The sequence below is a fragment of the Streptococcus sp. SO2 genome (assembly GCF_030440025.1).
In genome coordinates this window covers 508759-528925 of sequence record NZ_JAQFJH010000001.1, presented here as the reverse complement: position 1 = coordinate 528925, position 20167 = coordinate 508759, and the positions used below count along the sequence as shown (strand labels likewise).

At 39.3% G+C, this 20167-nt stretch carries 26 protein-coding genes and 1 tRNA gene; 17 read left to right on the top strand and 10 right to left on the bottom strand.

The window, feature by feature from the left end; genetic code table 11:
- The 3 genes from PCY17_RS02495 to PCY17_RS02485 form a co-directional block, all read right to left on the bottom strand.
- A partial coding sequence (locus tag PCY17_RS02495; RefSeq protein WP_301391140.1) for a DUF308 domain-containing protein occupies window positions 1-157 on the bottom strand: 157 nt, incomplete at its 3' end.
- Between the two features lie 352 nt (window positions 158-509).
- Window positions 510-582, bottom strand: a tRNA-Lys gene (locus PCY17_RS02490).
- 264 nt (window positions 583-846) lie between these two features.
- Entirely contained in the window at window positions 847-2118 is a 1272-nt protein-coding gene (locus PCY17_RS02485) for a replication-associated recombination protein A (RefSeq protein WP_251463619.1), read from the bottom strand.
- Between the two features lie 115 nt (window positions 2119-2233).
- Between PCY17_RS02485 and PCY17_RS02480 the strand changes: the two genes are divergently transcribed.
- From PCY17_RS02480 to pepF, 7 genes are all read left to right on the top strand, one after another.
- Window positions 2234-2704, top strand: a complete 471-nt coding sequence (locus PCY17_RS02480) for a DUF3013 family protein (RefSeq protein WP_301391136.1) — start codon at window positions 2234-2236, stop codon at window positions 2702-2704.
- Window positions 2705-2713: 9 nt separating this feature from the next.
- Window positions 2714-3151: an NUDIX hydrolase gene (locus PCY17_RS02475; protein WP_042902648.1), complete on the top strand. Its 438-nt coding sequence runs from the start codon at window positions 2714-2716 to the stop codon at window positions 3149-3151.
- Window positions 3139-3507: a hypothetical protein gene (locus PCY17_RS02470; RefSeq protein WP_042902649.1), complete on the top strand. Its 369-nt coding sequence runs from the start codon at window positions 3139-3141 to the stop codon at window positions 3505-3507. The genes PCY17_RS02475 and PCY17_RS02470 overlap by 13 nt, the downstream gene beginning before the upstream one ends.
- Window positions 3508-3575: 68 nt before the next feature.
- Window positions 3576-4592 carry an AbiH family protein gene (locus tag PCY17_RS02465; RefSeq protein ID WP_042902650.1) on the top strand — a complete coding sequence of 339 codons (1017 nt, stop codon included), beginning with the start codon at window positions 3576-3578 and terminating at the stop codon, window positions 4590-4592.
- Window positions 4593-4604: 12 nt separating this feature from the next.
- Window positions 4605-5555 carry a 50S ribosomal protein L11 methyltransferase gene (gene prmA, locus PCY17_RS02460; protein WP_042902651.1) on the top strand — a complete coding sequence of 317 codons (951 nt, stop codon included), beginning with the start codon at window positions 4605-4607 and terminating at the stop codon, window positions 5553-5555.
- 1 nt (window position 5556) lies between these two features.
- Entirely contained in the window at window positions 5557-6300 is a 744-nt protein-coding gene (locus PCY17_RS02455) for a 16S rRNA (uracil(1498)-N(3))-methyltransferase (protein WP_042902652.1), read from the top strand.
- A gap of 10 nt (window positions 6301-6310) precedes the next feature.
- The gene (gene pepF / locus PCY17_RS02450) at window positions 6311-8107 is read left to right on the top strand and encodes an oligoendopeptidase F (RefSeq protein WP_042902653.1); all 1797 of its coding nucleotides are present in this window, start codon (window positions 6311-6313) and stop codon (window positions 8105-8107) included.
- Window positions 8108-8198: 91 nt separating this feature from the next.
- On the opposite strand, the gene PCY17_RS02445 is transcribed toward pepF, so the two are convergent.
- A complete protein-coding gene (locus PCY17_RS02445) occupies window positions 8199-9167 on the bottom strand; it encodes a hypothetical protein (RefSeq protein WP_268702757.1) in 969 nt (322 codons plus the stop codon).
- A 191-nt stretch (window positions 9168-9358) separates the two neighbouring features.
- On the opposite strand from PCY17_RS02445, the gene PCY17_RS02440 reads away from it, so the two are divergent.
- From PCY17_RS02440 to PCY17_RS02395, 10 genes are all read left to right on the top strand, one after another.
- On the top strand, window positions 9359-10057 hold the full coding sequence (locus PCY17_RS02440; protein ID WP_000745352.1) for a hypothetical protein: 699 nt from the start codon (window positions 9359-9361) through the stop codon (window positions 10055-10057).
- Window positions 10058-10111: 54 nt separating this feature from the next.
- Window positions 10112-10810 carry a hypothetical protein gene (locus tag PCY17_RS02435; RefSeq protein WP_000746967.1) on the top strand — a complete coding sequence of 233 codons (699 nt, stop codon included), beginning with the start codon at window positions 10112-10114 and terminating at the stop codon, window positions 10808-10810.
- Between the two features lie 134 nt (window positions 10811-10944).
- A complete protein-coding gene (locus tag PCY17_RS02430) occupies window positions 10945-11607 on the top strand; it encodes a hypothetical protein (RefSeq protein WP_049519034.1) in 663 nt (220 codons plus the stop codon).
- 181 nt (window positions 11608-11788) lie between these two features.
- Entirely contained in the window at window positions 11789-12460 is a 672-nt protein-coding gene (locus tag PCY17_RS02425; RefSeq protein WP_049519031.1) for a hypothetical protein, read from the top strand.
- 135 nt (window positions 12461-12595) lie between these two features.
- Window positions 12596-13312, top strand: coding sequence for a hypothetical protein (locus tag PCY17_RS02420; protein WP_042898773.1), 717 nt, complete (start codon window positions 12596-12598; stop codon window positions 13310-13312).
- Complete coding sequence (locus PCY17_RS02415; protein WP_001133846.1) at window positions 13302-14564, top strand: DUF2974 domain-containing protein; 1263 nt, start codon at window positions 13302-13304, stop codon at window positions 14562-14564. Before PCY17_RS02420 ends, PCY17_RS02415 begins: the two co-directional genes overlap by 11 nt.
- Window positions 14552-14968 carry a hypothetical protein gene (locus PCY17_RS02410; protein ID WP_000359227.1) on the top strand — a complete coding sequence of 139 codons (417 nt, stop codon included), beginning with the start codon at window positions 14552-14554 and terminating at the stop codon, window positions 14966-14968. Before PCY17_RS02415 ends, PCY17_RS02410 begins: the two co-directional genes overlap by 13 nt.
- Complete coding sequence (locus tag PCY17_RS02405; protein ID WP_000959513.1) at window positions 14962-15276, top strand: hypothetical protein; 315 nt, start codon at window positions 14962-14964, stop codon at window positions 15274-15276. Before PCY17_RS02410 ends, PCY17_RS02405 begins: the two co-directional genes overlap by 7 nt.
- A gap of 106 nt (window positions 15277-15382) precedes the next feature.
- Window positions 15383-16174 (top strand): DUF2785 domain-containing protein, encoded by a 792-nt coding sequence (locus PCY17_RS02400; protein WP_001227786.1) that lies wholly within the window; start codon window positions 15383-15385, stop codon window positions 16172-16174.
- A gap of 108 nt (window positions 16175-16282) precedes the next feature.
- Window positions 16283-16951 carry an MIP/aquaporin family protein gene (locus PCY17_RS02395; RefSeq protein ID WP_000714823.1) on the top strand — a complete coding sequence of 223 codons (669 nt, stop codon included), beginning with the start codon at window positions 16283-16285 and terminating at the stop codon, window positions 16949-16951.
- Window positions 16952-17008: 57 nt separating this feature from the next.
- Here the strand turns inward: PCY17_RS02395 and queF are convergent, their stop codons facing one another.
- The 6 genes from queF to PCY17_RS02365 form a co-directional block, all read right to left on the bottom strand.
- Window positions 17009-17500 (bottom strand): preQ(1) synthase, encoded by a 492-nt coding sequence (gene queF, locus PCY17_RS02390; RefSeq protein WP_000082583.1) that lies wholly within the window; start codon window positions 17498-17500, stop codon window positions 17009-17011.
- 17 nt (window positions 17501-17517) lie between these two features.
- Window positions 17518-18234 (bottom strand): 7-carboxy-7-deazaguanine synthase QueE, encoded by a 717-nt coding sequence (queE, locus tag PCY17_RS02385; RefSeq protein ID WP_000196457.1) that lies wholly within the window; start codon window positions 18232-18234, stop codon window positions 17518-17520.
- Window positions 18227-18670 (bottom strand): 6-carboxytetrahydropterin synthase QueD, encoded by a 444-nt coding sequence (gene queD / locus PCY17_RS02380; RefSeq protein ID WP_000464563.1) that lies wholly within the window; start codon window positions 18668-18670, stop codon window positions 18227-18229. The genes queE and queD overlap by 8 nt, the downstream gene beginning before the upstream one ends.
- The gene (gene queC / locus PCY17_RS02375; RefSeq protein ID WP_000820634.1) at window positions 18670-19323 is read right to left on the bottom strand and encodes a 7-cyano-7-deazaguanine synthase QueC; all 654 of its coding nucleotides are present in this window, start codon (window positions 19321-19323) and stop codon (window positions 18670-18672) included. The genes queD and queC overlap by 1 nt, the downstream gene beginning before the upstream one ends.
- Before the next feature lie 202 nt (window positions 19324-19525).
- Window positions 19526-19840 (bottom strand): thioredoxin, encoded by a 315-nt coding sequence (gene trxA / locus PCY17_RS02370; RefSeq protein ID WP_001029581.1) that lies wholly within the window; start codon window positions 19838-19840, stop codon window positions 19526-19528.
- Window positions 19841-19855: 15 nt separating this feature from the next.
- On the bottom strand, window positions 19856-20077 hold the full coding sequence (locus PCY17_RS02365) for a DUF4649 family protein (RefSeq protein ID WP_000570264.1): 222 nt from the start codon (window positions 20075-20077) through the stop codon (window positions 19856-19858).
- Between the last annotated feature and the right edge of the window lie 90 nt (window positions 20078-20167).

Sequence of the window (20167 nt, the reverse complement as noted above, 5' to 3'; positions counted from 1 at the left end):
AGCCTAAAATAGCTGCTATAGAAGAAACCAGTAAACCAAATGCAATCCACCAGCTGTAAGCAACAAGATTAGCTACTGGGTTTGTAAATAGGAAAAGTCCTAAAAGGACAAAAACAACTCCTGCAAGAAATAGCAGTAAACGATTAGAAAATTTCATTTCAATACCCCCTACATAGTATAGTATAGTTTGATAATAAGACTATTGTACTTATTTTTATAGAAAATGTCAATAAAATAAATAAACAATTTGGAAGTTTCAGTCTGATTTATGAAAAGAAAATCAGTTTTTATTATTTTGAAAATAAAAAGAGAAGATAAAATTTGTCTTCTCTACATGAAAATATTGTATGGAATCAAAGCAAAAGTAACTGGCTTTACACTATTTGTAAAGATGTAATTTGATTCAAAAAGAAAAGATAGATTTAAAATGTGGGACAAATGATGGGGTAAATCAGTTATAGACAAGCAAAAAAAGCCTTGAAATTAAGGCTTTTTCCTGTTGTATTTAGTGCCCCCTACAGGGATCGAACCTGTGACCCACGGATTAAGAGTCCGCTGCTCTGCCAGCTGAGCTAAGGAGGCAAAGAAAAAGCTGTATTGGTGCCGAATCTTCACGGTTTGTATTGAACCCGCGCAATTAAGCAGGTGGGCAACTCGCTCTAACTGAAGCTGTTTCCGTGTGAGACGGCTTACATGCTGTTAGAAGACTTTTGTTTCCCTAATAATACAAAAAATAGTCGGTCAACACTTAAGTGTGAAGTCGTACACCACAGCGTTTCTATGTTTATATGATACCACTTTTTTTAAAAAATTCAAGAGGAAAATTTATTTTTTTTGAAAAGGATTTCACAAGTTTCTTAATTTATCAATGGTTTCCTTACGTTGGGCTAAGGCCCGTTCGTACTTGCCAGTTTCCTCTGGTGAAAAGTAGCTATGATTGCGAATCTTTTCTGGCAAGTAGTCTTGTTTGACCCAGTGTCCAGGATAGTTGTGTGGATAGAGATAGTTTTGAGCGTTGCCCAATTCCTTGCTACCACTATAATGTCCATCACGCAGATGTCGTGGAATGGGCAAATGCCCTGATGTTTTGAGGTCAGCAAGAGCCTTGTCCATAGCCACATAGGCTGAGTTGGATTTTGGAGAAAGGGCCAAATCAATCACGACATTGGCAATGAGAATGCGAGCTTCTGGAAAGCCAATCTTTTGAGCAGCATCTAGAGCAGTTACGGTATGAATCTGAGCTTCAGGATTGGCCAAACCGATATCTTCATAAGCAATAACAGTCAAGCGACGAGCGAGACTAGGCAGATCCCCAGCCTCAATCAAGCGGGCCGCGTAGTGGAGACTGGCATCAACATCCGAGCCACGGATGGACTTTTGCAGTGCTGAAAGGACATCGTAGTGACCGTCCCCATCCTTATCCATGGTAATGTAACTCCTCTGCAGGCTGTTTTCCATGATATCAAGAGTGATATGACGGATGCCCTTGTCATTTTCGGGAGTAGAAAGAACAGCCAAGTCAAGTGAGTTGAAGGCAGAGCGAAGATCTCCGTTTGTAGAAGTTGCGATGAAATCCAGCGCATCCTCATCTAGCTCAACTAGGAAGTCAAATCCCCTTTCAGGGTCGCTGATGGCAATTTGCAGGGCTTGTTTAACATCTTGATTGGACAAGGGTTCTAACTCAAAAATCTGAACACGGCTACGAATGGCTGGAGTGACAGAAAAGAAAGGATTTTCAGTCGTCGCCCCAATCATGATGACCAGACCACTTTCTAAGAGGGGAAGGAGAAAGTCTTGCTTGGTTTTATCTAGTCGGTGGATCTCGTCCAGTAGTAGGACCAATCCACCAGAGAATTTAGCCTCTTCAGCGATTTCTTGAAGTCGCTTCTTACTATCGACTGTCGCATTAAAGGTCCGAAAGGCATACTTGGTGGTCCCAGCGATGGCAGAGGCGATACTGGTCTTTCCGATTCCTGGAGGTCCGTAGAGAATCATGGAGGACAGACGATTGGCTTCCACCATGCGACGGATAATTTTTCCAGGTCCGATTAGATGCTCCTGACCGATGACCTGGTCGATGGTTTTGGGGCGCATGCGAAGCGCGAGATTGTCTGGCATAGCAGTCCTTTCTAACATGGATTTTCTGATGTATATGTGGTAAGATGGTAGTATCTATTTTAGCATATTTCCGAGCAATCGGGGCGATTAAAGAGTCGCATAGAAAGAGGACAAAATGGCAACATACGGATTTTTAGATGTTTTAGAGGAAGAATTGGACAAGAACTTTCCCTTTGACTTTGAGATTAGTTGGGACAAGCGCAACCATGCGGTAGAAGTGAGTTTTCTTTTGGAAGCACAAAACGCTGCAGGTGTGGAGATGCTGGATGAGGACGGAGAAGTTTCGTCAGACGATATCCTCTTTGAGGAAGCGGTTCTTTTCTACAATCCTACCAAGTCAACGGTTAATGCAGAAGACTATTTGACGGTCATCCCTTACCTGCCTAAAAAAGGATTTTCTCGTGAATTTTTAGCTTATTTTGCCCTTTTCCTCAAAGATACTGCCGAGGTTGGTCTGGATGCCCTTATGGACTTTTTGGAAGACCCAGAAGCAGAGGAGTTTGTCATGGAATGGAACCAAGAAGTCTTTGAAGAGGGAAAAGTCGGCTTGGAAGAAGGAGAGTTTTATCCTTATCCGAGGTATTAGGAGTCTGATATGGAAAAAGAAATTTCTGATTTTACAGGTTGCAAAATTGCCCTCTTTTGTGGTGATAAGCTCTTAACTATCTTACGTGATGACAAATCAAATATTCCATACCCTAATACCTGGGAATTACCAGGTGGCGGACGAGAAGGTGATGAAAGTCCTTTTGAGTGCGCGGCGCGTGAAGTTTACGAAGAACTAGGAATTCATCTGACTGAGGATTGTCTGCTTTGGACTAAGGTGTACCCAAGTATGCTTTTTGAGGGGAAGGAATCCGTCTTTCTAGTGGGAAAGTTGACTCAGGAACAGTTTGACAAGATTGTCTTTGGTGATGAAGGGCAGGGATATAGACTGATGGGCATTGAGGAATTTCTTAGCTCAGATAAGGTTGTACCCCAGTTGCAGGATAGAGTGAGGGATTATTTGGAGGAAATGAAGTGGTTTATATAATTGGAACAACGACGTTAAATAAGGAAGTTAAACGCAAACTAAAAACTGGACAATATTCTAGAGAAGAAGCTACATTCATCTATATGGAATATTTAAAGTTAAAGAAGCAGAGAGAAAGTGGTACGAAAGTAGCTGGGATTTCTATGGCCCTTATCTGGGGGTTGCTGTATGTTCTGTCTTTACAAGGTGAGAATAATCAAACACTTTCATTTTCAGAATATTTTTTGTTTCTGATACTGTTAGCAGGAATTGTTCTATTTGTTTATTATCTTACGTTTGGTATTTTTAAACAGCAGATTCATAGCGCAATGAAAGAACACTATACAGATGTGATTGAGGAATGTAAGGGACGGTAAAAACTTTTTCAAAATAGTGGAATGCTGGTTGATTAGGAAGAGTCATTTGAAAGGAAATTATTTAAGTAATGAATATTACATATATTGTTGGGAATGGTTTAGATTTGCAATATGGTTTAAAAACAAAATACAAGGATTTCTATGACTTTCAACATAAAGTTTATATGGAAAGGAAAGAGAAAGAAAGATATTCAAATTTAATCTATGAATCGTTATTTACAGATAAAGTAAATGATTATAAAAATTGGTCAGATTTTGAATTATCAATTGGAGAATTAACAAAAAAGAATTCTGGAATTATTCTAAGCAAAGAATCAAAGGATAAATTCATTGATGATTTTACTGATATAATCGATGATTTAATTGCTTATTTAAGGATGGTAGAGGAAACCTTTAATGTTGAAAATTATAAAATTGATTTTGAAAACACTCTAAATCGAATTAAGACTGATTGTCCTATATCAAATCAAGAAGTTATTAGCCAAAAGTATAATGACAAGCCAATTGGAAATGATCATGTAAATATTCTTAGTTTAAACTATACTAGTATACTTGATAAGTTATATGAATCATCAACAGTAACATTTAGTAATGCTCTGAGGCATAATGCTTATAGTTTTCAAATATCAAAACCAATCCATGTGCATGGTATTTTAGATGCTTGTACAATTTTAGGGGTCAGTGACGAGTCACAAATTTCAGCTACATTTAGTGATGAGCAAAAAAGTTTTCTTATAAAAGAATATATTTTGAAAGAATATAGAGAAAATATGGATGTTAGGAATAGCGAGATAATTAAAAATTCTGACATAATTATTCTTTACGGAGTGTCTCTTGGTATTACTGATAAATATCTGTGGAATCAGATTGCTAAACGCTCAATTGATGATAAGGTCCCAGTAGTTGTTTATCATTATGCTCCTAATTTTGCTGCAGGAAATCCTAATAGAGTGAGACGCTTATATAAAATGGTAGAAAACAAATTCATACAGAATAGTGGTATTGACTTAGAGTTAGAGAAGAAATTAAGAGAAAATCTTATTGTTGTTATCGGAAAGAATATTTTTAACTTAATGGAAAGGTAAGCAAAGTACAAAATGGAAACATGGCAAGAGTTAAAAGTTACAGTGAAGCGTGAGGGGGAGGAGCTGGTCTCCAATCTCTTGATTGAGCTGGGGGCGCAAGGTGTTGCGATCGAAGACAGTATGGACTATGTGGGGAATGTGGATCGCTTCGGTGAGATTTTCCCAGAGGTCGAGCAACAAGAAGAAATCGTAGTGACCGCCTACTATCCAGATACGGTTGATGTGGCAGTGGTTGAGGCGAACTTGCAGGCTCGTCTAGCAGAATTGACAGACTTTATGGATTTGGGTGAGGTCAAGATGGGGACGACTGCCTTGGCTGAGGAAGACTGGGCAGACAACTGGAAGAAATATTATGAACCAGCTCGCATCACTCATGACTTGACCATTGTGCCGTCCTGGACGGACTACGAGGCGACTGCTGGAGAAAAGATTATCAAGCTGGATCCAGGCATGGCTTTTGGGACTGGAACGCATCCAACGACCAAGATGAGCCTTTTCGCCTTGGAGCAGGTTCTTCGTGGTGGGGAAACGGTGCTGGATGTAGGAACTGGTTCAGGTGTCCTTTCTATTGCTAGCTCGCTTCTTGGTGCCAAAGAAATCTTCGCCTATGACCTGGATGATGTGGCTGTTCGTGTGGCTCAGGAAAATATTGAGCTCAACCCTGGTATGGAAAATATCCATGTTGCTGCTGGAGATTTGCTTAAGGGTGTAGAAATTGAGGCAGATGTCATCGTGGCTAATATCTTGGCGGATATTCTCATCCATCTGACAGAGGATGCTTATCGTTTGGTCAAGGGCGAAGGCTACCTGATCATGAGTGGGATTATCAAGGACAAGTGGGACATGGTGCGCGAGTCGGCTGAGTCAGCTGGATTTTTCCTTGAAACCCACATGATTCAAGGGGAATGGAATGCCTGTGTCTTTAAGAAAACCAAGGATATTTCAGGTGTGATTGGAGGCTAGCATGCAGCAGTATTTTGTCAAAGGCAGTGCAATCTCTCCTGTCACTATTGAGGACAAGGAAACCAGCAAGCATATGTTTCAGGTCATGCGCTTGAAAGAAGATGATGAGGTGACCTTGGTCTTTGATGATGGCGTCAAGCGCTTGGCGCGCGTGTTGGATGTGGAAGCACGTCAGTTTGAGTTGGTTCAAGAATTAGCTGACAATGTGGAACTGCCAATCCAAGTGACCATCGCATCTGGCTTTCCCAAGGGAGACAAGCTGGAGTTTATTACTCAGAAAGTAACCGAGCTCGGAGCTAGTCAAATCTGGGCCTTCCCTGCCGACTGGTCAGTTGCCAAGTGGGATGGTAAGAAATTGGGCAAGAAAGCCGAAAAACTAGAAAAAATTGCCCTTGGAGCAGCAGAACAAAGCAAGCGGAATCTGGTCCCAAGTATCCAACTTTTTGAGAAAAAAGCAGACTTTCTAGCCCAGCTGGACCAGTTTGACTCTATTGTAGTGGCCTATGAAGAATCAGCAAAAGAAGGAGAGACCGCTGCGCTTCTGCAAGCAGTCACTGGTCTTGAAAAAGGAGCTAAGTTGCTCTTTATATTTGGTCCAGAAGGTGGTCTATCACCTGCGGAAATTGAAAGTTTTGAAGCCAAAGAAGCTGTTTTGGCAGGACTTGGCCCTCGCATCTTGCGAGCAGAAACAGCACCACTTTACGCCTTATCAGCCCTTAGTGTTTTAGTAGAATTAGAAAAATAAGAGGAAGAAAATGGAACAAAAACACCGTTCAGAATTTCCAGAAAAGGAACTTTGGGATTTAACCGCCCTATACCAAGACCGTGAGGACTTCTTGCGAGCAATCGAAAAGACTCGCGAAGATATCAACCAATTTAGCCGTGACTACAAGGGAAATCTTCACACTTTTGAAGATTTCGAGAAGGCCTTTGCGGAATTGGAACAAATCTATATCCAGATGAGCCATATCGGCAATTATGCCTTTATGCCTCAGACGACAGACTATAGCAATGAAGAATTTGCTAATATTGCCCAAGCTGGGATGGAATTTGAAACAGACGCCAGCGTAGCCTTGACCTTCTTTGACGACGCCTTGGTGGCAGCAGACGAGGAAGTCTTGGACCGTTTGGGTGAGCTGCCACACTTAACGGCAGCCATTCGTCAGGCCAAAATCAAAAAAGCCCACTACCTAGGGGCGGATGTGGAGAAGGCCTTGACCAATCTGGGTGAAGTTTTCTACAGCCCACAGGACATTTATACTAAGATGCGTGCTGGGGACTTTGAAATGGCTGACTTTGAAGCCCATGGCAAGACCTATAAAAACAGCTTTGTTACCTATGAAAATTTCTACCAAAACCACGAGGACGCTGAGGTTCGTGAGAAATCTTTCCGTTCTTTCTCAGAGGGACTCCGTAAGCACCAAAATACGGCAGCAGCAGCCTATTTAGCTCAAGTCAAGTCTGAAAAACTCTTGGCAGATATGAAGGGCTACGACTCAGTCTTTGATTATCTCCTAGCTGAGCAAGAAGTGGACCGTGCCATGTTTGACCGTCAGATTGACCTCATCATGAAGGACTTTTCGCCAGTTGCCCAGAGATACCTCAAGCATGTTGCCAAGGTCAATGGTCTTGAAAAGATGACCTTTGCAGACTGGAAATTGGACTTGGACAGCGCCCTCAATCCTGAAGTGACTATTGACGACGCCTATGATTTGGTTATGAAGTCAGTAGAACCTTTGGGTCAAGAATATTGTCAGGAAGTTGCTCGCTATCAAGAAGAACGCTGGGTGGACTTTGCTGCTAACAGTGGCAAGGATTCTGGTGGTTATGCGGCGGATCCGTATCGCGTGCACCCTTATGTCCTCATGAGCTGGACAGGTCGTTTGAGTGATATCTATACCTTGATTCATGAAATCGGACATTCTGGTCAATTTATCTTTTCAGATAATCACCAAAGTTACTTCAATGCTCATATGTCGACCTACTACGTCGAAGCGCCATCAACCTTCAATGAATTGCTTCTTAGTGATTACTTGGAGCACCAATCTGACGACCCTCGTCAAAAACGTTTCGCTCTTGCCCACCGCTTGACAGATACCTACTTCCATAATTTCATCACCCACCTCTTGGAGGCAGCCTTCCAGCGTAAGGTTTATACACTGATTGAAGAAGGGGAGACCTTTGGAGCAAGCAAGCTCAACAGCATTATGAAGGAAGTCTTGACAGATTTCTGGGGAGATGCTATTGAAATTGACGACGATGCGGCACTCACTTGGATGCGCCAAGCTCACTATTACATGGGCTTGTATAGCTACACCTACTCTGCTGGCCTTGTCATCTCAACAGCTGGTTACCTCCATCTGAAATATTCGGAAACTGGAGCTGAAGACTGGCTCAACCTCCTCAAATCAGGTGGTAGTAAGACACCGCTTGAGTCAGCCATGATTATCGGAGCGGATATCTCAACAGACAAACCACTCCGTGATACGATTCAGTTTCTGTCTGAAACAGTTGACCAGATTATCGCTTACAGTGCCCAGTTGGGAGAGTAAGGGTATCCAGTGTCGGATTTAAGACGGTTTATCGATAAGATGAATACACAAAAATCACCTGTTTGAGGTGATTTTTTTATGCTTTAAAGATTTATTCAAATTTTCCTTTATTGGCCTCGTTTGAAGCCTTCATGCTAATTTGTAAAAGGTTGGCGAGATTTTCATTGTCAAGGCTAGCTTCACCATTATTATCCACTTTTATGGCAAGGTAATGGGTGTTACGATCAAGATAATCCATGCCCTCTAGGTCTACGTAGTTGTCAGCTTTAAAATCAAGCGCCGCTAATTGATAAACAAATCGAATATTTAGAGCCTTAGCATAGTCGGACTGACCAACCTTTTGTTGCTCTTCCACCAGTCCTTGAAAGAAGTCTTGGAAGTTATCATGATAAGTAGCCTTGACTTCGTATTGGTAGGTATCAACAGATGGGGACATAAATTTCAAATAAACCATGTCGCCCTCCACCTTATAGTCCTCAAGAGTATAGGCACCTGCTTTTCCTAATGCATTGGTGTTGACCTTGAAAAACATAGGAGCATAAATTTTGAGAGGATATTTTTCTCCTTTATATTCAAAGACGGTATCATTTGAAAAATTCGGACGGATTTTAGTTAACTCAGGGACTAAATATTCGTTCCAAATCTTATCAAATAACTCTTCTTGATTGCTAGCACCCGCTGATTTCACAACTAGGTCAAGATTTTCTTGATTGACAAAGACAGCATCCACTAATTTGAGGGCTGTTTGAACCTTAGGATCCGAAATTTCTTTTTTCTTTTTTTCAAGATTCTCAGCCGCCTCTTTCGTGCGATCTAAAGTTTTATTAAATTGACTGCCACTGTTTGTTTCAACAAAGGTTCTCTCATAGTTGGTAGGTTCAACTTTGGCATTCCAGTCAAATGAAGCAGCAGGACCAGTTACATCTTTCTTGTGATAGGTAGAAGCCTGATTGTTTGAATTATTTGTAGAACTAGTAGATGGCTTTGATGAGCAAGCACCAAGGGCTAAGGCTAGTGTTGTCACACAAGCTAGGCAACAAAGTCTGAACGATTTTTTCATACATTTCTCCTTCAAGTAATGCTTGTTATTCATTGTCTATTATATCATGACCTTTAGAATTACAGTGTTTTAAAATGTATTAGACAGGATTTTAACATCATAGATGAAACAGTCATATCAGCCTTTTATGATATACTATAAGGGAAATATGATTAGTTGTTTTATTAATTATCATAAGTAAGGAGAAGGTTATGAAAAAACGCGCGTTTTTCGCAATATTACTTTTAGGAGGATTGATCATGATAGGATTGGCAGGATGTGGAGAAAATAAGAACAGTCGAGAATGGATTGAGAACAAAGTCTCTGAGGTTAGTCGTGTCTATCCAACCGAGAATCTGTTTGATTTGTTTAAGCAATTTCCGAAAGGGTTTAATATTACTCAAACATTTTATAAGGATTCGCTCAGAACAGTAGTTTCCTTAGATGGAGATGAAGAAAGTCAAACCATAAAAGGAAAGATAGAGACTATACAAATTTCTACTGATCCATATAAAGAAGAAGTGGAAGAGCATGTTGATGTAGAATATAAGGATGGTGAATTTATATTTTCTAACAATGAGGTAGCGGAAAAAATTTGGGGTTATAAAGGTTTTCTGTTCCAAAAATTAAGTTTGAATAGAGATGTTTTATCTAAGATGAAGCTTGAAAAGTTTCGATATTTTTCAAATCGCAATGTGTTTGAAATCTATTATATTAGTGATAACTCTACGATAAATAATTTCCTTAAGTCAAATGGAGAACACATGTTATCAATAAGTGGAGCGGAATCTTATAATAATACAAAAGGTTATCGATTGAATGTTAATATTGCTTTTAAGGATACCCCAAATGATGGAATGAGTGAGATAGTTTCAAGTTGGATAGATGATAGAAATAGTGTTTCTAATTAATTTGATAACATTTTAAATATCCTGATTGAACTGATCATAAATAAGGAGAGTATTATGAAAAAACGTATGTTTTTCGCAATGTTAGTTTTAGTAGGGTTGATAATGATAGGAATAACAGGATGTGGAGAAAATAAGAACAGTCGAGAATGGATTGAGAACAAAGTATCTGAGGTTAGTCGTGTCTATCCAACCGAGAATCTGTTTGATTTGTTTAAGCAATTTCCAGAAGGGTTTGAGATTGAGCAGGTTTATTTTAAAAAGAAAAGTGATGGAATTGACGATTTTATCACAGAAATTAAGCTGAAAGGTGATGCAACATTGCATACAATAACAGGTACTCTTGCTAAAAACCCAGCGAAGGATGATGCACCAGAAAGCGAAGAAGAGGTAGTAAGTGTTCAATATGTAGACAATAAATTTATTTTTTCTGATGAAGAAACTGCTAAAAAAATATGGAAGTTTGACAGATTTTTATTTCAAAAGTTGACTTTAAATAAAACAGAATTGTCTAAGTTAAGATTAAAAGAGAAATCGTATAATAGCGTGACAAATGGTTTTAGTATTTTATATTTTACAGAAAATGAAGTAGTTAATAATTATTTTCATAAAAATGATTCTGAAACATCCGTACTGGAGATTGGAAGTTCTCTACAAAATGAGGGTTATTACTACTACTCAATTTTACTAGATTACAATGATGGCTATTATTTTAGAGAAACGGTATCAAATGTGGAGGTATTTAACGGCCAATAGTGGAATTCCAACTTTAGACGTGGCGAATATGACTTACGAATTTGAATAAGATGCAAGGCAATATTGCTTTTATGATATCCTACAAGAGAATGATGGTGGCTATCTTATTGAATATTATAAAAAAGGAGAAGGTTATGAAAAAACGCATGTTTTTCGAAATGTTACTTTTAGGAGGATTAATCATGATAGGATTGGCAGGATGTGGAGAAAATAAGAACAGTCGAGAATGGATTGAAAACAAAGTCTCTGAGGTTAGTCGTGTCTATCCAACCGAGAACCTGTTTGATTTGTTTAAGCAATTTCCGGAAGGCTTTAAAGTAGAGCAAGTGTATATCAAACGTGGGACTTTTCTTATCGAAATGTCTTTACAGGGGGATAGTAGCAATTATACAATTTCTGGAGTGCTAACCAAGACACGGGCTTCTGATGATATTACTGAAAAGCCAGAAGAAACAATAAGAGTTGATTATATAGATGGGAAATTTATCTTTTCTGATGAGGGGAAAGCGAAAGAATTATGGACTTTTGATGGATTCTTATTTCAAAAGTTAACGATTAATCAGTCTTTTCTATCTTTTTTATCTATGAAATCCAAAAGTTATAATGGTAATAATGGTGCATTTGATATTGATTATTTGGTTCGGAATCAAACTATCAATCAGTATTTTAAAAAAGATGAAAACGAACAGGCAACATTAGGTTTTGGAAGTTCATACCGAAACGACGATTATTTCTATTATTCAGTAACTGTCAACTACGACAATGTTTATTCATTTAGAGAAACCGTGTCAAATTAAAAGGAGATTCAATGGTGGATAAAAAATTTGTTAATAGTGGAATTCCAACTTTAGATGCGTCAGATGCGTCGAATCTAACTTACGAATTTGAATAAGAAGCAAGGAAATATTGCTTTTATGGTATATTATAAGGGAGCTATTGTCAGCTGTTTTATTGAATATTATAAGCAAGGAGAGGATTATGAAAAAACGCATGTTTTTCGAAATGTTACTTTTAGGGGGATTGATCATGATAGGATTGGCAGGATGTGTAGAAAATAAAAACAGTCGAGAATGGATTGAGAACAAAGTCTCTGAGGTTAGTCGTGTCTATCCAACCGAAAATCTCTTTGATTTGTTTAAGCAATTTCCAGAAGGGTTTGAGGTCTATCAAGTTTACAAGAATGATAAAGTTAGCATAAAAATATATTTAACCGGAAATAGTCAGTTTAAGACGATAACTGGTAAATTAATTCGAAAAGATTTGAAGTTAGAAAAAAAGACAGATATTATAGATGTTCATTACATAGAACAGCAATTTATTTTTTCAGATGAAGAAAGAGCAAAGGAAATTTGGGATTTTAAAGGTTTTCTGTTTCAAGAATTAACGATTAATAAAAGAATTTTATCTGAGTTTAAATTAGAAAGTAAGAGTTATAACAGTGTAACTAATGGTTTTGACATATCTTATAGTGTGAATAATCCAATAATAAACAAATTTTTTAAAAAGGATGATCTTGAAAATGGCGTATTAGAATTTGGGAGCTCTTTGCAGAGTAATGATTATTATTACTATTCTGTAAATGTTGATTACAAAGACGGTTATTATTTTAGAGAAACAGTGTCAAATGGAGAATTGAATAATGGTGAGTAGTGAAATTCTAACTTTAGACGTGGCGAATATGACTTACGAATTTGAATAAGATAGTAAGGAATTGTTGCTTTTATGGTATACTATAAGGGAACTACGGTTAGCTATTTTGTTGAATATCATAATAAGGAGAAGGTTATGAAAAAATGTAGATTTCTCACAATGGTACTTTTAGGAGGATTGATAATGATAGGATTGGCAGGATGTGGAGAAAATAAGAACAGCCGAGAATGGATTGAGAACAAAGTCTCTGAGGTCAGTCGAGTCTATCCGACTGAGAATCTGTTTGACTTGTTTAAGCAATTTCCGGATGGGTTTGAGATTAGAAGTATTGATACTTACGATGAGACGAAGGACTATTCTCGTTATCAGAAGATTGAACTCGTAGGAAACGCAGAAACAAAAGAAATAACTGGCAATTTTAAAAGAATAGAAGCTCAAGGTAATCCTTATGAAGAAAAAGTGCTTTTAGAAAGCCGTATTGTGTACACTGAAAAAGGATTGGAATTTTTGAATCCAGAAGTTTCTAAAGATGATTTGTTTTATGATGGGTTTTTATTTCAAAAGTTAGAACTAAATAAAGCAGCTCTATCTCGATTTGAGCTCAAAAAAACGTACTATAATTGGGAGACTGGTGATGCTTCTATTACTTATAAAAATGTAAATAGTAAAATTATTCAGGACTACTTCCATATACAATCAAATGAGTCATTAGACCTTTATATTAGTGCAGATCATTCTGCAACTATTGGCTATGAATACGGTTATCCTGTGGTTTTTGATGGAGAAAATATATCTCATTCAGAACTTATAACAGGAAAAAGTAAGAGTATGGAGAAGATAGATGCCAAATAGTAATGTGCCGACCTTAGATGCTTCTAATCTAACTTATGAATTTGAGAATGTGCGAGTTAATCAGGGAGCTACTGACAATAATGTGCTTCAATATGTAGAAAAGTACTCTAAGAAAAAACTCCCTCCAAACCTCCAATATCTAGATGATTTTCATGATGATTCCACTGGCACAAGTGGTACAGCCTTCCTAGATAAGGATAGTGGAGAGGTGATTATTGCCTATACGGGAACGAATCCTAATGCGGATATAGCCAAGGATGTCACTACAGATGTCGGTAGTATAATCATGGCGCTCGGTTTTCATTATGATGAAGCTTTCGCATTTTATGAAAGGATTCGACAGAGATATGGGGATAATATTACTCTAACTGGACATTCTTTAGGAGGGAACATCGCTCAGAGGGTGGCCTTAGAGTATAACGCTCCCCGTACTGTGGTATATAACTCAGCCCCTCTCTATTTAGAAGGTCTTATCGAATCTAAAGATAAAATCATAGATTATCTCACTCCATGGGATTCGGAAAGGGAGAAGATAATCAATAAACAAAAGACATTCACAGGTCAAGTAGTACGAATCCGGACTCAAGATGACTTTCTTAACAATATCTCAAAGCCTTTTTTAGGTGTATACTTGGGAGAAGATTACCTGCTTAAAAATTCTGGTGGGCACAATATTGATCCAGATATTACGGGTGATAAAAATCAAATTAACCAAATCAAGGATATTTTGGAAAATCAGAGTCCAGAGAAGATGACTGAACTTGAAAAGAAGAACTATGAAACTCTCAAGAAATTACAGGGAGTCAAAAACGGACTTCTAAAGCAGTTGAATACTCAATTTTTATCAGATGGTAGTATAAATAGCCATGAGATGTTTTTCTTGGACAGCGTCCAAGCAACAGCTGTTGCGACGGCGATGACAGAGAGTGTCAGTAACGGACACAGCGAGATTGAGGCAGTTGCGAAAAAAGCAGTTGCGGATGCTGAAACACTCTACGATAAAAGTAAGGAAGTTCCTTGGTTCGTCACAGAGTTAACTTATGATGAGATAGAGGATGTCTATGCAGAAGCTGGGGTAACTTATGATAGTATTGTGGGTGAAACTCAGAGACATTTTGATAAAAAAGTAAGTAAATCAGCTGAGATTGTAAAAGCCTTTACGGATTTGGAAACGAATATTCAGAAGGGTGTTGAACAAGCAGTTGAAGGAGACGAAAGCTTGGCAAGGGATATTAATCAATGGACAAACTAGAAGAAATCCAAGTGAAAATAAAAAAGCAAGAAGAGGGACTTTGGTCCTTGGAGGATGACTATAGAACTGCTAAGAAGAAAATAGAAGAATCCTATGAAAGTTTAGATCATAATCGTTCTCAGTTGACAAGACTATATGAGGAGTTTGAGAACGTTGCTTATGATTTTGCTAGACAGAAATCTGGAGACGATGGGGAGCATCACCAATTTCTGATGTTATTAGAATCTTATTCAAGTGAGACGAGTAGTGAGTATCTTCGGCAGTATGCTAAAATAGAGGCAAAAGATGAAGAGTTGCAGACTCAGTACCGAAAAGAGCGTTCTCGCTTAGAAAAAGAGTTAGAAGAGAGTTATAGTCAAAGAAAAGACTTATATGAGTTAGAAAGGAGGCAGAAGAAATGCTAGTGGATTTAGTCATAGACGCTTTGATTGGACCTATGTCAGAATCAGCCAGGCGAGAAATCAAAAAAACATTAGAAAGAGCAGCTATCAAAACATTTTGTGCTCCTCCTATAAAATCAGGTAGAAAAGGTATTGTAGATAAGTACGATGAGGAGATAGGGGTTCTTGCTATGACAAATAAAACTGCTGTAACGACTTTAGCAGCTCAAATGGATAGCTCAATTAATGGGTTGGGACAAAAAGCCATTAGCGAGACTATTAGTAAAAATAGTACATCTTTTGAAGATTTAACTCCGAAAAAGAAAAAATAGTGCTTTAACTATGCCATGTTCCTTTCCAATTTTTCCAAATATTCCTCTTCAAAGTCATCTTCGGATGACTTTTTGATAAGTTACTAGAAATGTAGAGGTGCTTGAGATGCGTAAAAAATTACAAAGAAAAGTGACAGAAGAAAAACCAAGCTATAGTCGAGAAGAAATTCAGTGGTTGCTTGAGCATTTAGGAGATCCCTCTCCAGAAATTCGAGATGAACTTGTTTTTACGAGTTTGGCTAGAGGAATTCAAGAAGAACTGTTTTCCCTTGAGCAGTTTCAGTTTATCTCAGAAGAGGTCTCCTCTAATGAAAGGCTATACAAAGAGATTGATAGTAGAGGAGTTTCAACTCTTAAACGTTCTTTTAGGGCGCTTATTTATGCCAATCTTTTGTATGCAGATGGTAACGAGCACTCTCTTTTCTATAAAGGCTTAAAAGCTGATATAAGAAATGCTATGCTATCTCAAGGTTTGTATTACCTTAAAAAAGAAAAGGATACGACAGGTTTTTCAAGTCAGTATGGTTGGGTTCACGCTTTTGCGCATGGAGCGGATCTCTTGACGGAAGTCGTTTGTCATCCAGATTTTCCTAGTAACAGATTTTCTGAAGTATTTGATGTACTGGGTCAATTATTTAAAAGAATTACCATTCGTTTTACAAATGATGAGGACTGGCGCTTAGCGAGAGTACTTTATGAACCCATTTTGCAAGGGAAATTAGGGCAAGAACAAGTAGCTTCTTGGATAAAAACTATTGACTTTCCGATAGAAGAGAGGGAAGATTTTTATAAATTTTCCAACTTCAGATCCTGTCTGTTGGAAGTCTATATCCAACTTGACCAGAAAAATAGTTTACAAGATGCCTTGAAAGAAGCCATTCAATCTTTTCAGTACTAAGGATAAGCGAGTCGTTTCATGATTTTCAAATACTTTCCAGTCAATTTTCTTGAAACACTTTCCTTCTTTTGATAGACTAATACATAGTTTGAAAAAAGGAGATTTATCATGAAAAAATTTGTTGCTGAATTAATCGGTACATTTATGCTTGTGTTCATTGGAACAGGAGCTGTTGTTTTTGGAAATGGTCTTAATGGCCTTGGACACCTTGGAATTGCTTTTGCCTTTGGTTTGGCAATCGTAGTTGCAGCTTTCTCAATCGGAACTGTTTCAGGTGCGCACTTGAACCCGGCGGTTTCGATCGCTATGTTTGTAAACAAACGTTTGTCATCTTCAGAGCTTGTAAACTATATCCTTGGACAAGTAGTTGGAGCTTTCCTTGCGTCAGCTGCAGTATTCTTCCTCTTGTCTAACTCAGGCATGTCAACTGCTAGTCTTGGTGAAAATGCCTTGGCAAACGGTGTCACTGTCTTTGGTGGATTCTTGTTTGAAGTCATCGCAACTTTCTTGTTTGTCCTAGTTATCATGACTGTAACATCAGCAAGCAAGGGTAATGGCGCAATCGCTGGTTTGGTAATCGGCTTGTCCTTGATGGCTATGATCCTTGTGGGATTGAACATTACTGGCCTTTCAGTAAATCCAGCTCGTAGCTTGGCTCCTGCTGCATTGGTAGGTGGTGCAGCCCTTCAACAAGTATGGATTTTCATCCTTGCCCCAATCGTTGGTGGCGTTCTTGCAGCACTTGTTGCGAAAAATTTCCTTGGAACAGAAGAATAATTGAAACTCAAAAAGCCTTGCTCCTCAGTTTGAGGAACAGGGCTTTTTCGTATCTGTTTAACGGTTGTCAATTTTCTCTGGATAAAGGTCGTGCTGGAAGAGGCGTTGTTCTGCCAAACCTTCATACTTGCTTCCAGGTCTACCGTAGTTGTAGTAGGGGTCGATTGAGATGCCACCGCGCGGAGTGAATTTTCCCCATACCTCCAAATAGCGAGGGTTTAGTAGATTGACCAAGTCTTTCCCGATGGTGTTGATACAGTTTTCGTGAAAATCCCCATGGTTTCGATAGCTAAAGAGGTAGAGTTTGAGGGATTTTGACTCGACGCAGAGCTTGTCAGGAATGTAGGAAATATAAATGGTCGCAAAGTCTGGCTGAGCAGTGATTGGGCAAAGGGAGGTAAATTCAGGACAGTTGAATTTGATGAAATAATCATTTTCCACATGACGATTGTCAAAGGATTCGAGAACTTCTGGTTGATAGTCAAAAATGTAGTTGGTTTCTTTGTTGCCCAGTAGGCTTAGGTTTTTCATTTCTTCTTGTTGTGACATGTTTTTTTCTTTCTAATTTAAACACCACGTTGGTTGTCGTAGAGGAGGGTATGGAGTTGAGGAAGGACGCGGACATTGCCCCAGCTATCGTCAGTAGCGACACATTCCCAGAGTTCTTTGAGTCGGTCTAGTTGGTCTTGGACAATATTGCCTGTAGCCTTGGGCTCAGGATTTCCAGCCGATAAGAAAAGGACATCTGGTTGGTAGCGTTCTTGAATCCCTTTAGCAAAGGCCAAATCGGCATCATCAAAGACAGGGATTTTAAAGGTGACCTTGTCTGGATCCAATTGGGAAACGATAAAGTCCAAGGTCTCGAAGTTGACTTCCATCTTTGATGAAGGAGGCTTGGGGCTCAGAGTGACCTGGTCGATGTCTTTTAACCAATTTTGCCAGCGAGAACCTTGAGTCTCAACAGCCAGAGTGATACCGCGTTCCTTGAGCTTGGTGACGAGTTCGGCCATGTTAGCTGCTAGGATAGCGGGATTTCCGCCAGATAGGGTTACATAGTCGTAGCTTCCTAGCTTATCTAAGGCTGCAATGACTTCATCAGCGGTCATGCGAGTTGGTTTTTCAGAACCATCCCAAGTAAAGGCAGAGTCGCACCAGTCGCAGTGGTAGTCGCAACCAGCAGTGCGGACAAACATGGTTTTCTGCCCGATAGCACGACCTTCACCTTGAAAGGTTGGGCCGAAAATTTCCAGAACTGGTAGTTTGAGGACACGTTCCCTAGTCATCTAACCACTCCCGTCTAAACTCCGCAAAGGCAGTCGGAGTCTCATAGAGACGAACATATTCCAAACGGAGATTGCGCTCGTCTGGCAACTCTTGGCTCATGGTTTGAAAAATCCAGTAAACCATATTTTCAGCAGTCGTGTTCATATAAGGCAGGGTTTCATTGAGATAGCGATGATCCAAGTGGGGTTCTATGTAGTTCTTGTAGATCGCTTTGATATCTCCAAAGTCGTAGGTCATACCCCGTTCATCTAAAAATCCACTGACAGCAATTTGCAGATGATAAGTGTGGCCGTGCAGGGACTTGCATTTTCCCTCATAGTGAAAGAGGTGGTGGGCAGCATCGAAGGTGAACTCTTTTGATACCAAGGTTCTGTGAGGATTGTAGATAAGAGATTCCCCAGTTTCCTGTTTGATTTCTTTGGGAGCAAAAAACATTAGCTCTCTCCTTTCTGTGAGAGATAAACATCAAGGCCATGCTGGCGTAGGTGGCAGGCTGGACAATCACCGCAGCCACTACCGATAATCCCATTGTAGCAGGTTAAGGTCTTCTCACGAACGTAGTCAAAGGCACCAAGTTGGTCGGCTAACTCCCAAGTTTCAGCCTTGTCTAGCCACATGAGAGGTGTTTGGATAACAAAGTCGTAATCCATGGCAAGGTTGAGAGTAACATTGAGGGATTTGACAAAGACATCCCGACAATCAGGGTAGCCTGAGAAATCTGTCTCGCAGACACCTGTCACGATATCTTTAATGCCTCGTTGCTTGGCAAGAACTGCCGCAAAGGAAAGAAAGAGGTGGTTGCGGCCGTCAACAAAGGTATTGGGAACCTCTCCCTCTTTTTGCTCGATCTCCAGATCAGAGGTCAGGGCATTTTCAGTGATTTGTCCCAGCAGAGACATATCTAAGATGTGATGACGAATGCCTTGTTCCTTAGCGATTTCTCTAGCAACTTGAATTTCGAGATGATGGCGTTGGCCGTAGGCAAAGGTGACGGCTTCGACTGTTTTATAGTGTTCTTTAGCCCAAAAGAGGCAGGTTGTGGAATCTTGACCGCCGCTAAAGACGACCAAGGCTGAATGACGTTTCATAGTACTCCTTCTAAAATGGGAAATGTTCAGAGCACGCAAAAAGCTCCCTTGAGGGGAGCTAAAAAATACCAAGTAGAGGTTTTTTTTAGCGATGGCATGTCCCAAACATCGTAATATTCTACCTACAGTCTAGCATATTTTTTGAAAAATGGCAAAGGGTAAGAAAAAAGAGACCAAATGAAGTACATGGTCTCTCGTGTGATTAGCTCAATTCAGCAACGATGGCCTTGATTTGTTCTGCTGTGTGAACACCTGCAACTTGTTTCACCACTTGGCCGTCTTTTTTGAAGAGAAGGGTTGGGATAGACATGATTCCAAAAGCACGAGCTGTATTTGGATTTTCATCAACGTCCATTTTAACGATTTTCAAGACATCTTCTGAAAGTTCTTCAGACAATTTATCCAAGATTGGACCTTGCATACGACATGGACCACACCAAGTTGCCCAGAAGTCTACCAAGACCAAACCGTCTTTTGTTTCTTGTTCAAATGTTGCATCTGTAATTGCTTTTGCCATTGTATTTCTCCTTTTTTAGTTATATTGGCTTAAATCTTGTTTCATGAGATAGAAGAAGACATCTCCATAAGTCCCATGGTAGTCCAAGTCATGACCATTGTAGGTTAATTTTTGGACAGTGTAGTAATCCGCGACGCCGATGAGGCAGGCTTGTTGAGAACGTTCAAAGTCTTGGTAAGACTCGAAAGTCATGGTTCTCTCTTGCTTGCTGGCGTCTAGATAGGTAATTTCGATCATATAAAACTCCTTTGTTCGATCTTGACTTTATTTTACTCCTTGAAAAGAGGAATGTCAAGAAAAATGATTGCGCACGCAACTTTTTAAAAA

Coding starts and splice junctions, on each gene's coding strand:
- PCY17_RS02485 (WP_251463619.1), bottom strand. CDS start 2,118: ATGCCAGACAATCTCGCGCTTCGCATGCGCCCCAAAACCATCGACCAG.
- PCY17_RS02480 (WP_301391136.1), top strand. CDS start 2,234: ATGGCAACATACGGATTTTTAGATGTTTTAGAGGAAGAATTGGACAAG.
- PCY17_RS02475 (WP_042902648.1), top strand. CDS start 2,714: ATGGAAAAAGAAATTTCTGATTTTACAGGTTGCAAAATTGCCCTCTTT.
- PCY17_RS02465 (WP_042902650.1), top strand. CDS start 3,576: ATGAATATTACATATATTGTTGGGAATGGTTTAGATTTGCAATATGGT.
- prmA (WP_042902651.1), top strand. CDS start 4,605: ATGGAAACATGGCAAGAGTTAAAAGTTACAGTGAAGCGTGAGGGGGAG.
- PCY17_RS02455 (WP_042902652.1), top strand. CDS start 5,557: ATGCAGCAGTATTTTGTCAAAGGCAGTGCAATCTCTCCTGTCACTATT.
- pepF (WP_042902653.1), top strand. CDS start 6,311: ATGGAACAAAAACACCGTTCAGAATTTCCAGAAAAGGAACTTTGGGAT.
- PCY17_RS02445 (WP_268702757.1), bottom strand. CDS start 9,167: ATGAAAAAATCGTTCAGACTTTGTTGCCTAGCTTGTGTGACAACACTA.
- PCY17_RS02440 (WP_000745352.1), top strand. CDS start 9,359: ATGAAAAAACGCGCGTTTTTCGCAATATTACTTTTAGGAGGATTGATC.
- PCY17_RS02435 (WP_000746967.1), top strand. CDS start 10,112: ATGAAAAAACGTATGTTTTTCGCAATGTTAGTTTTAGTAGGGTTGATA.
- PCY17_RS02430 (WP_049519034.1), top strand. CDS start 10,945: ATGAAAAAACGCATGTTTTTCGAAATGTTACTTTTAGGAGGATTAATC.
- PCY17_RS02425 (WP_049519031.1), top strand. CDS start 11,789: ATGAAAAAACGCATGTTTTTCGAAATGTTACTTTTAGGGGGATTGATC.
- PCY17_RS02420 (WP_042898773.1), top strand. CDS start 12,596: ATGAAAAAATGTAGATTTCTCACAATGGTACTTTTAGGAGGATTGATA.
- PCY17_RS02415 (WP_001133846.1), top strand. CDS start 13,302: ATGCCAAATAGTAATGTGCCGACCTTAGATGCTTCTAATCTAACTTAT.
- PCY17_RS02410 (WP_000359227.1), top strand. CDS start 14,552: ATGGACAAACTAGAAGAAATCCAAGTGAAAATAAAAAAGCAAGAAGAG.
- PCY17_RS02405 (WP_000959513.1), top strand. CDS start 14,962: ATGCTAGTGGATTTAGTCATAGACGCTTTGATTGGACCTATGTCAGAA.
- PCY17_RS02400 (WP_001227786.1), top strand. CDS start 15,383: ATGCGTAAAAAATTACAAAGAAAAGTGACAGAAGAAAAACCAAGCTAT.
- PCY17_RS02395 (WP_000714823.1), top strand. CDS start 16,283: ATGAAAAAATTTGTTGCTGAATTAATCGGTACATTTATGCTTGTGTTC.
- queF (WP_000082583.1), bottom strand. CDS start 17,500: ATGTCACAACAAGAAGAAATGAAAAACCTAAGCCTACTGGGCAACAAA.
- queE (WP_000196457.1), bottom strand. CDS start 18,234: ATGACTAGGGAACGTGTCCTCAAACTACCAGTTCTGGAAATTTTCGGC.
- queD (WP_000464563.1), bottom strand. CDS start 18,670: ATGTTTTTTGCTCCCAAAGAAATCAAACAGGAAACTGGGGAATCTCTT.
- queC (WP_000820634.1), bottom strand. CDS start 19,323: ATGAAACGTCATTCAGCCTTGGTCGTCTTTAGCGGCGGTCAAGATTCC.
- trxA (WP_001029581.1), bottom strand. CDS start 19,840: ATGGCAAAAGCAATTACAGATGCAACATTTGAACAAGAAACAAAAGAC.
- PCY17_RS02365 (WP_000570264.1), bottom strand. CDS start 20,077: ATGATCGAAATTACCTATCTAGACGCCAGCAAGCAAGAGAGAACCATG.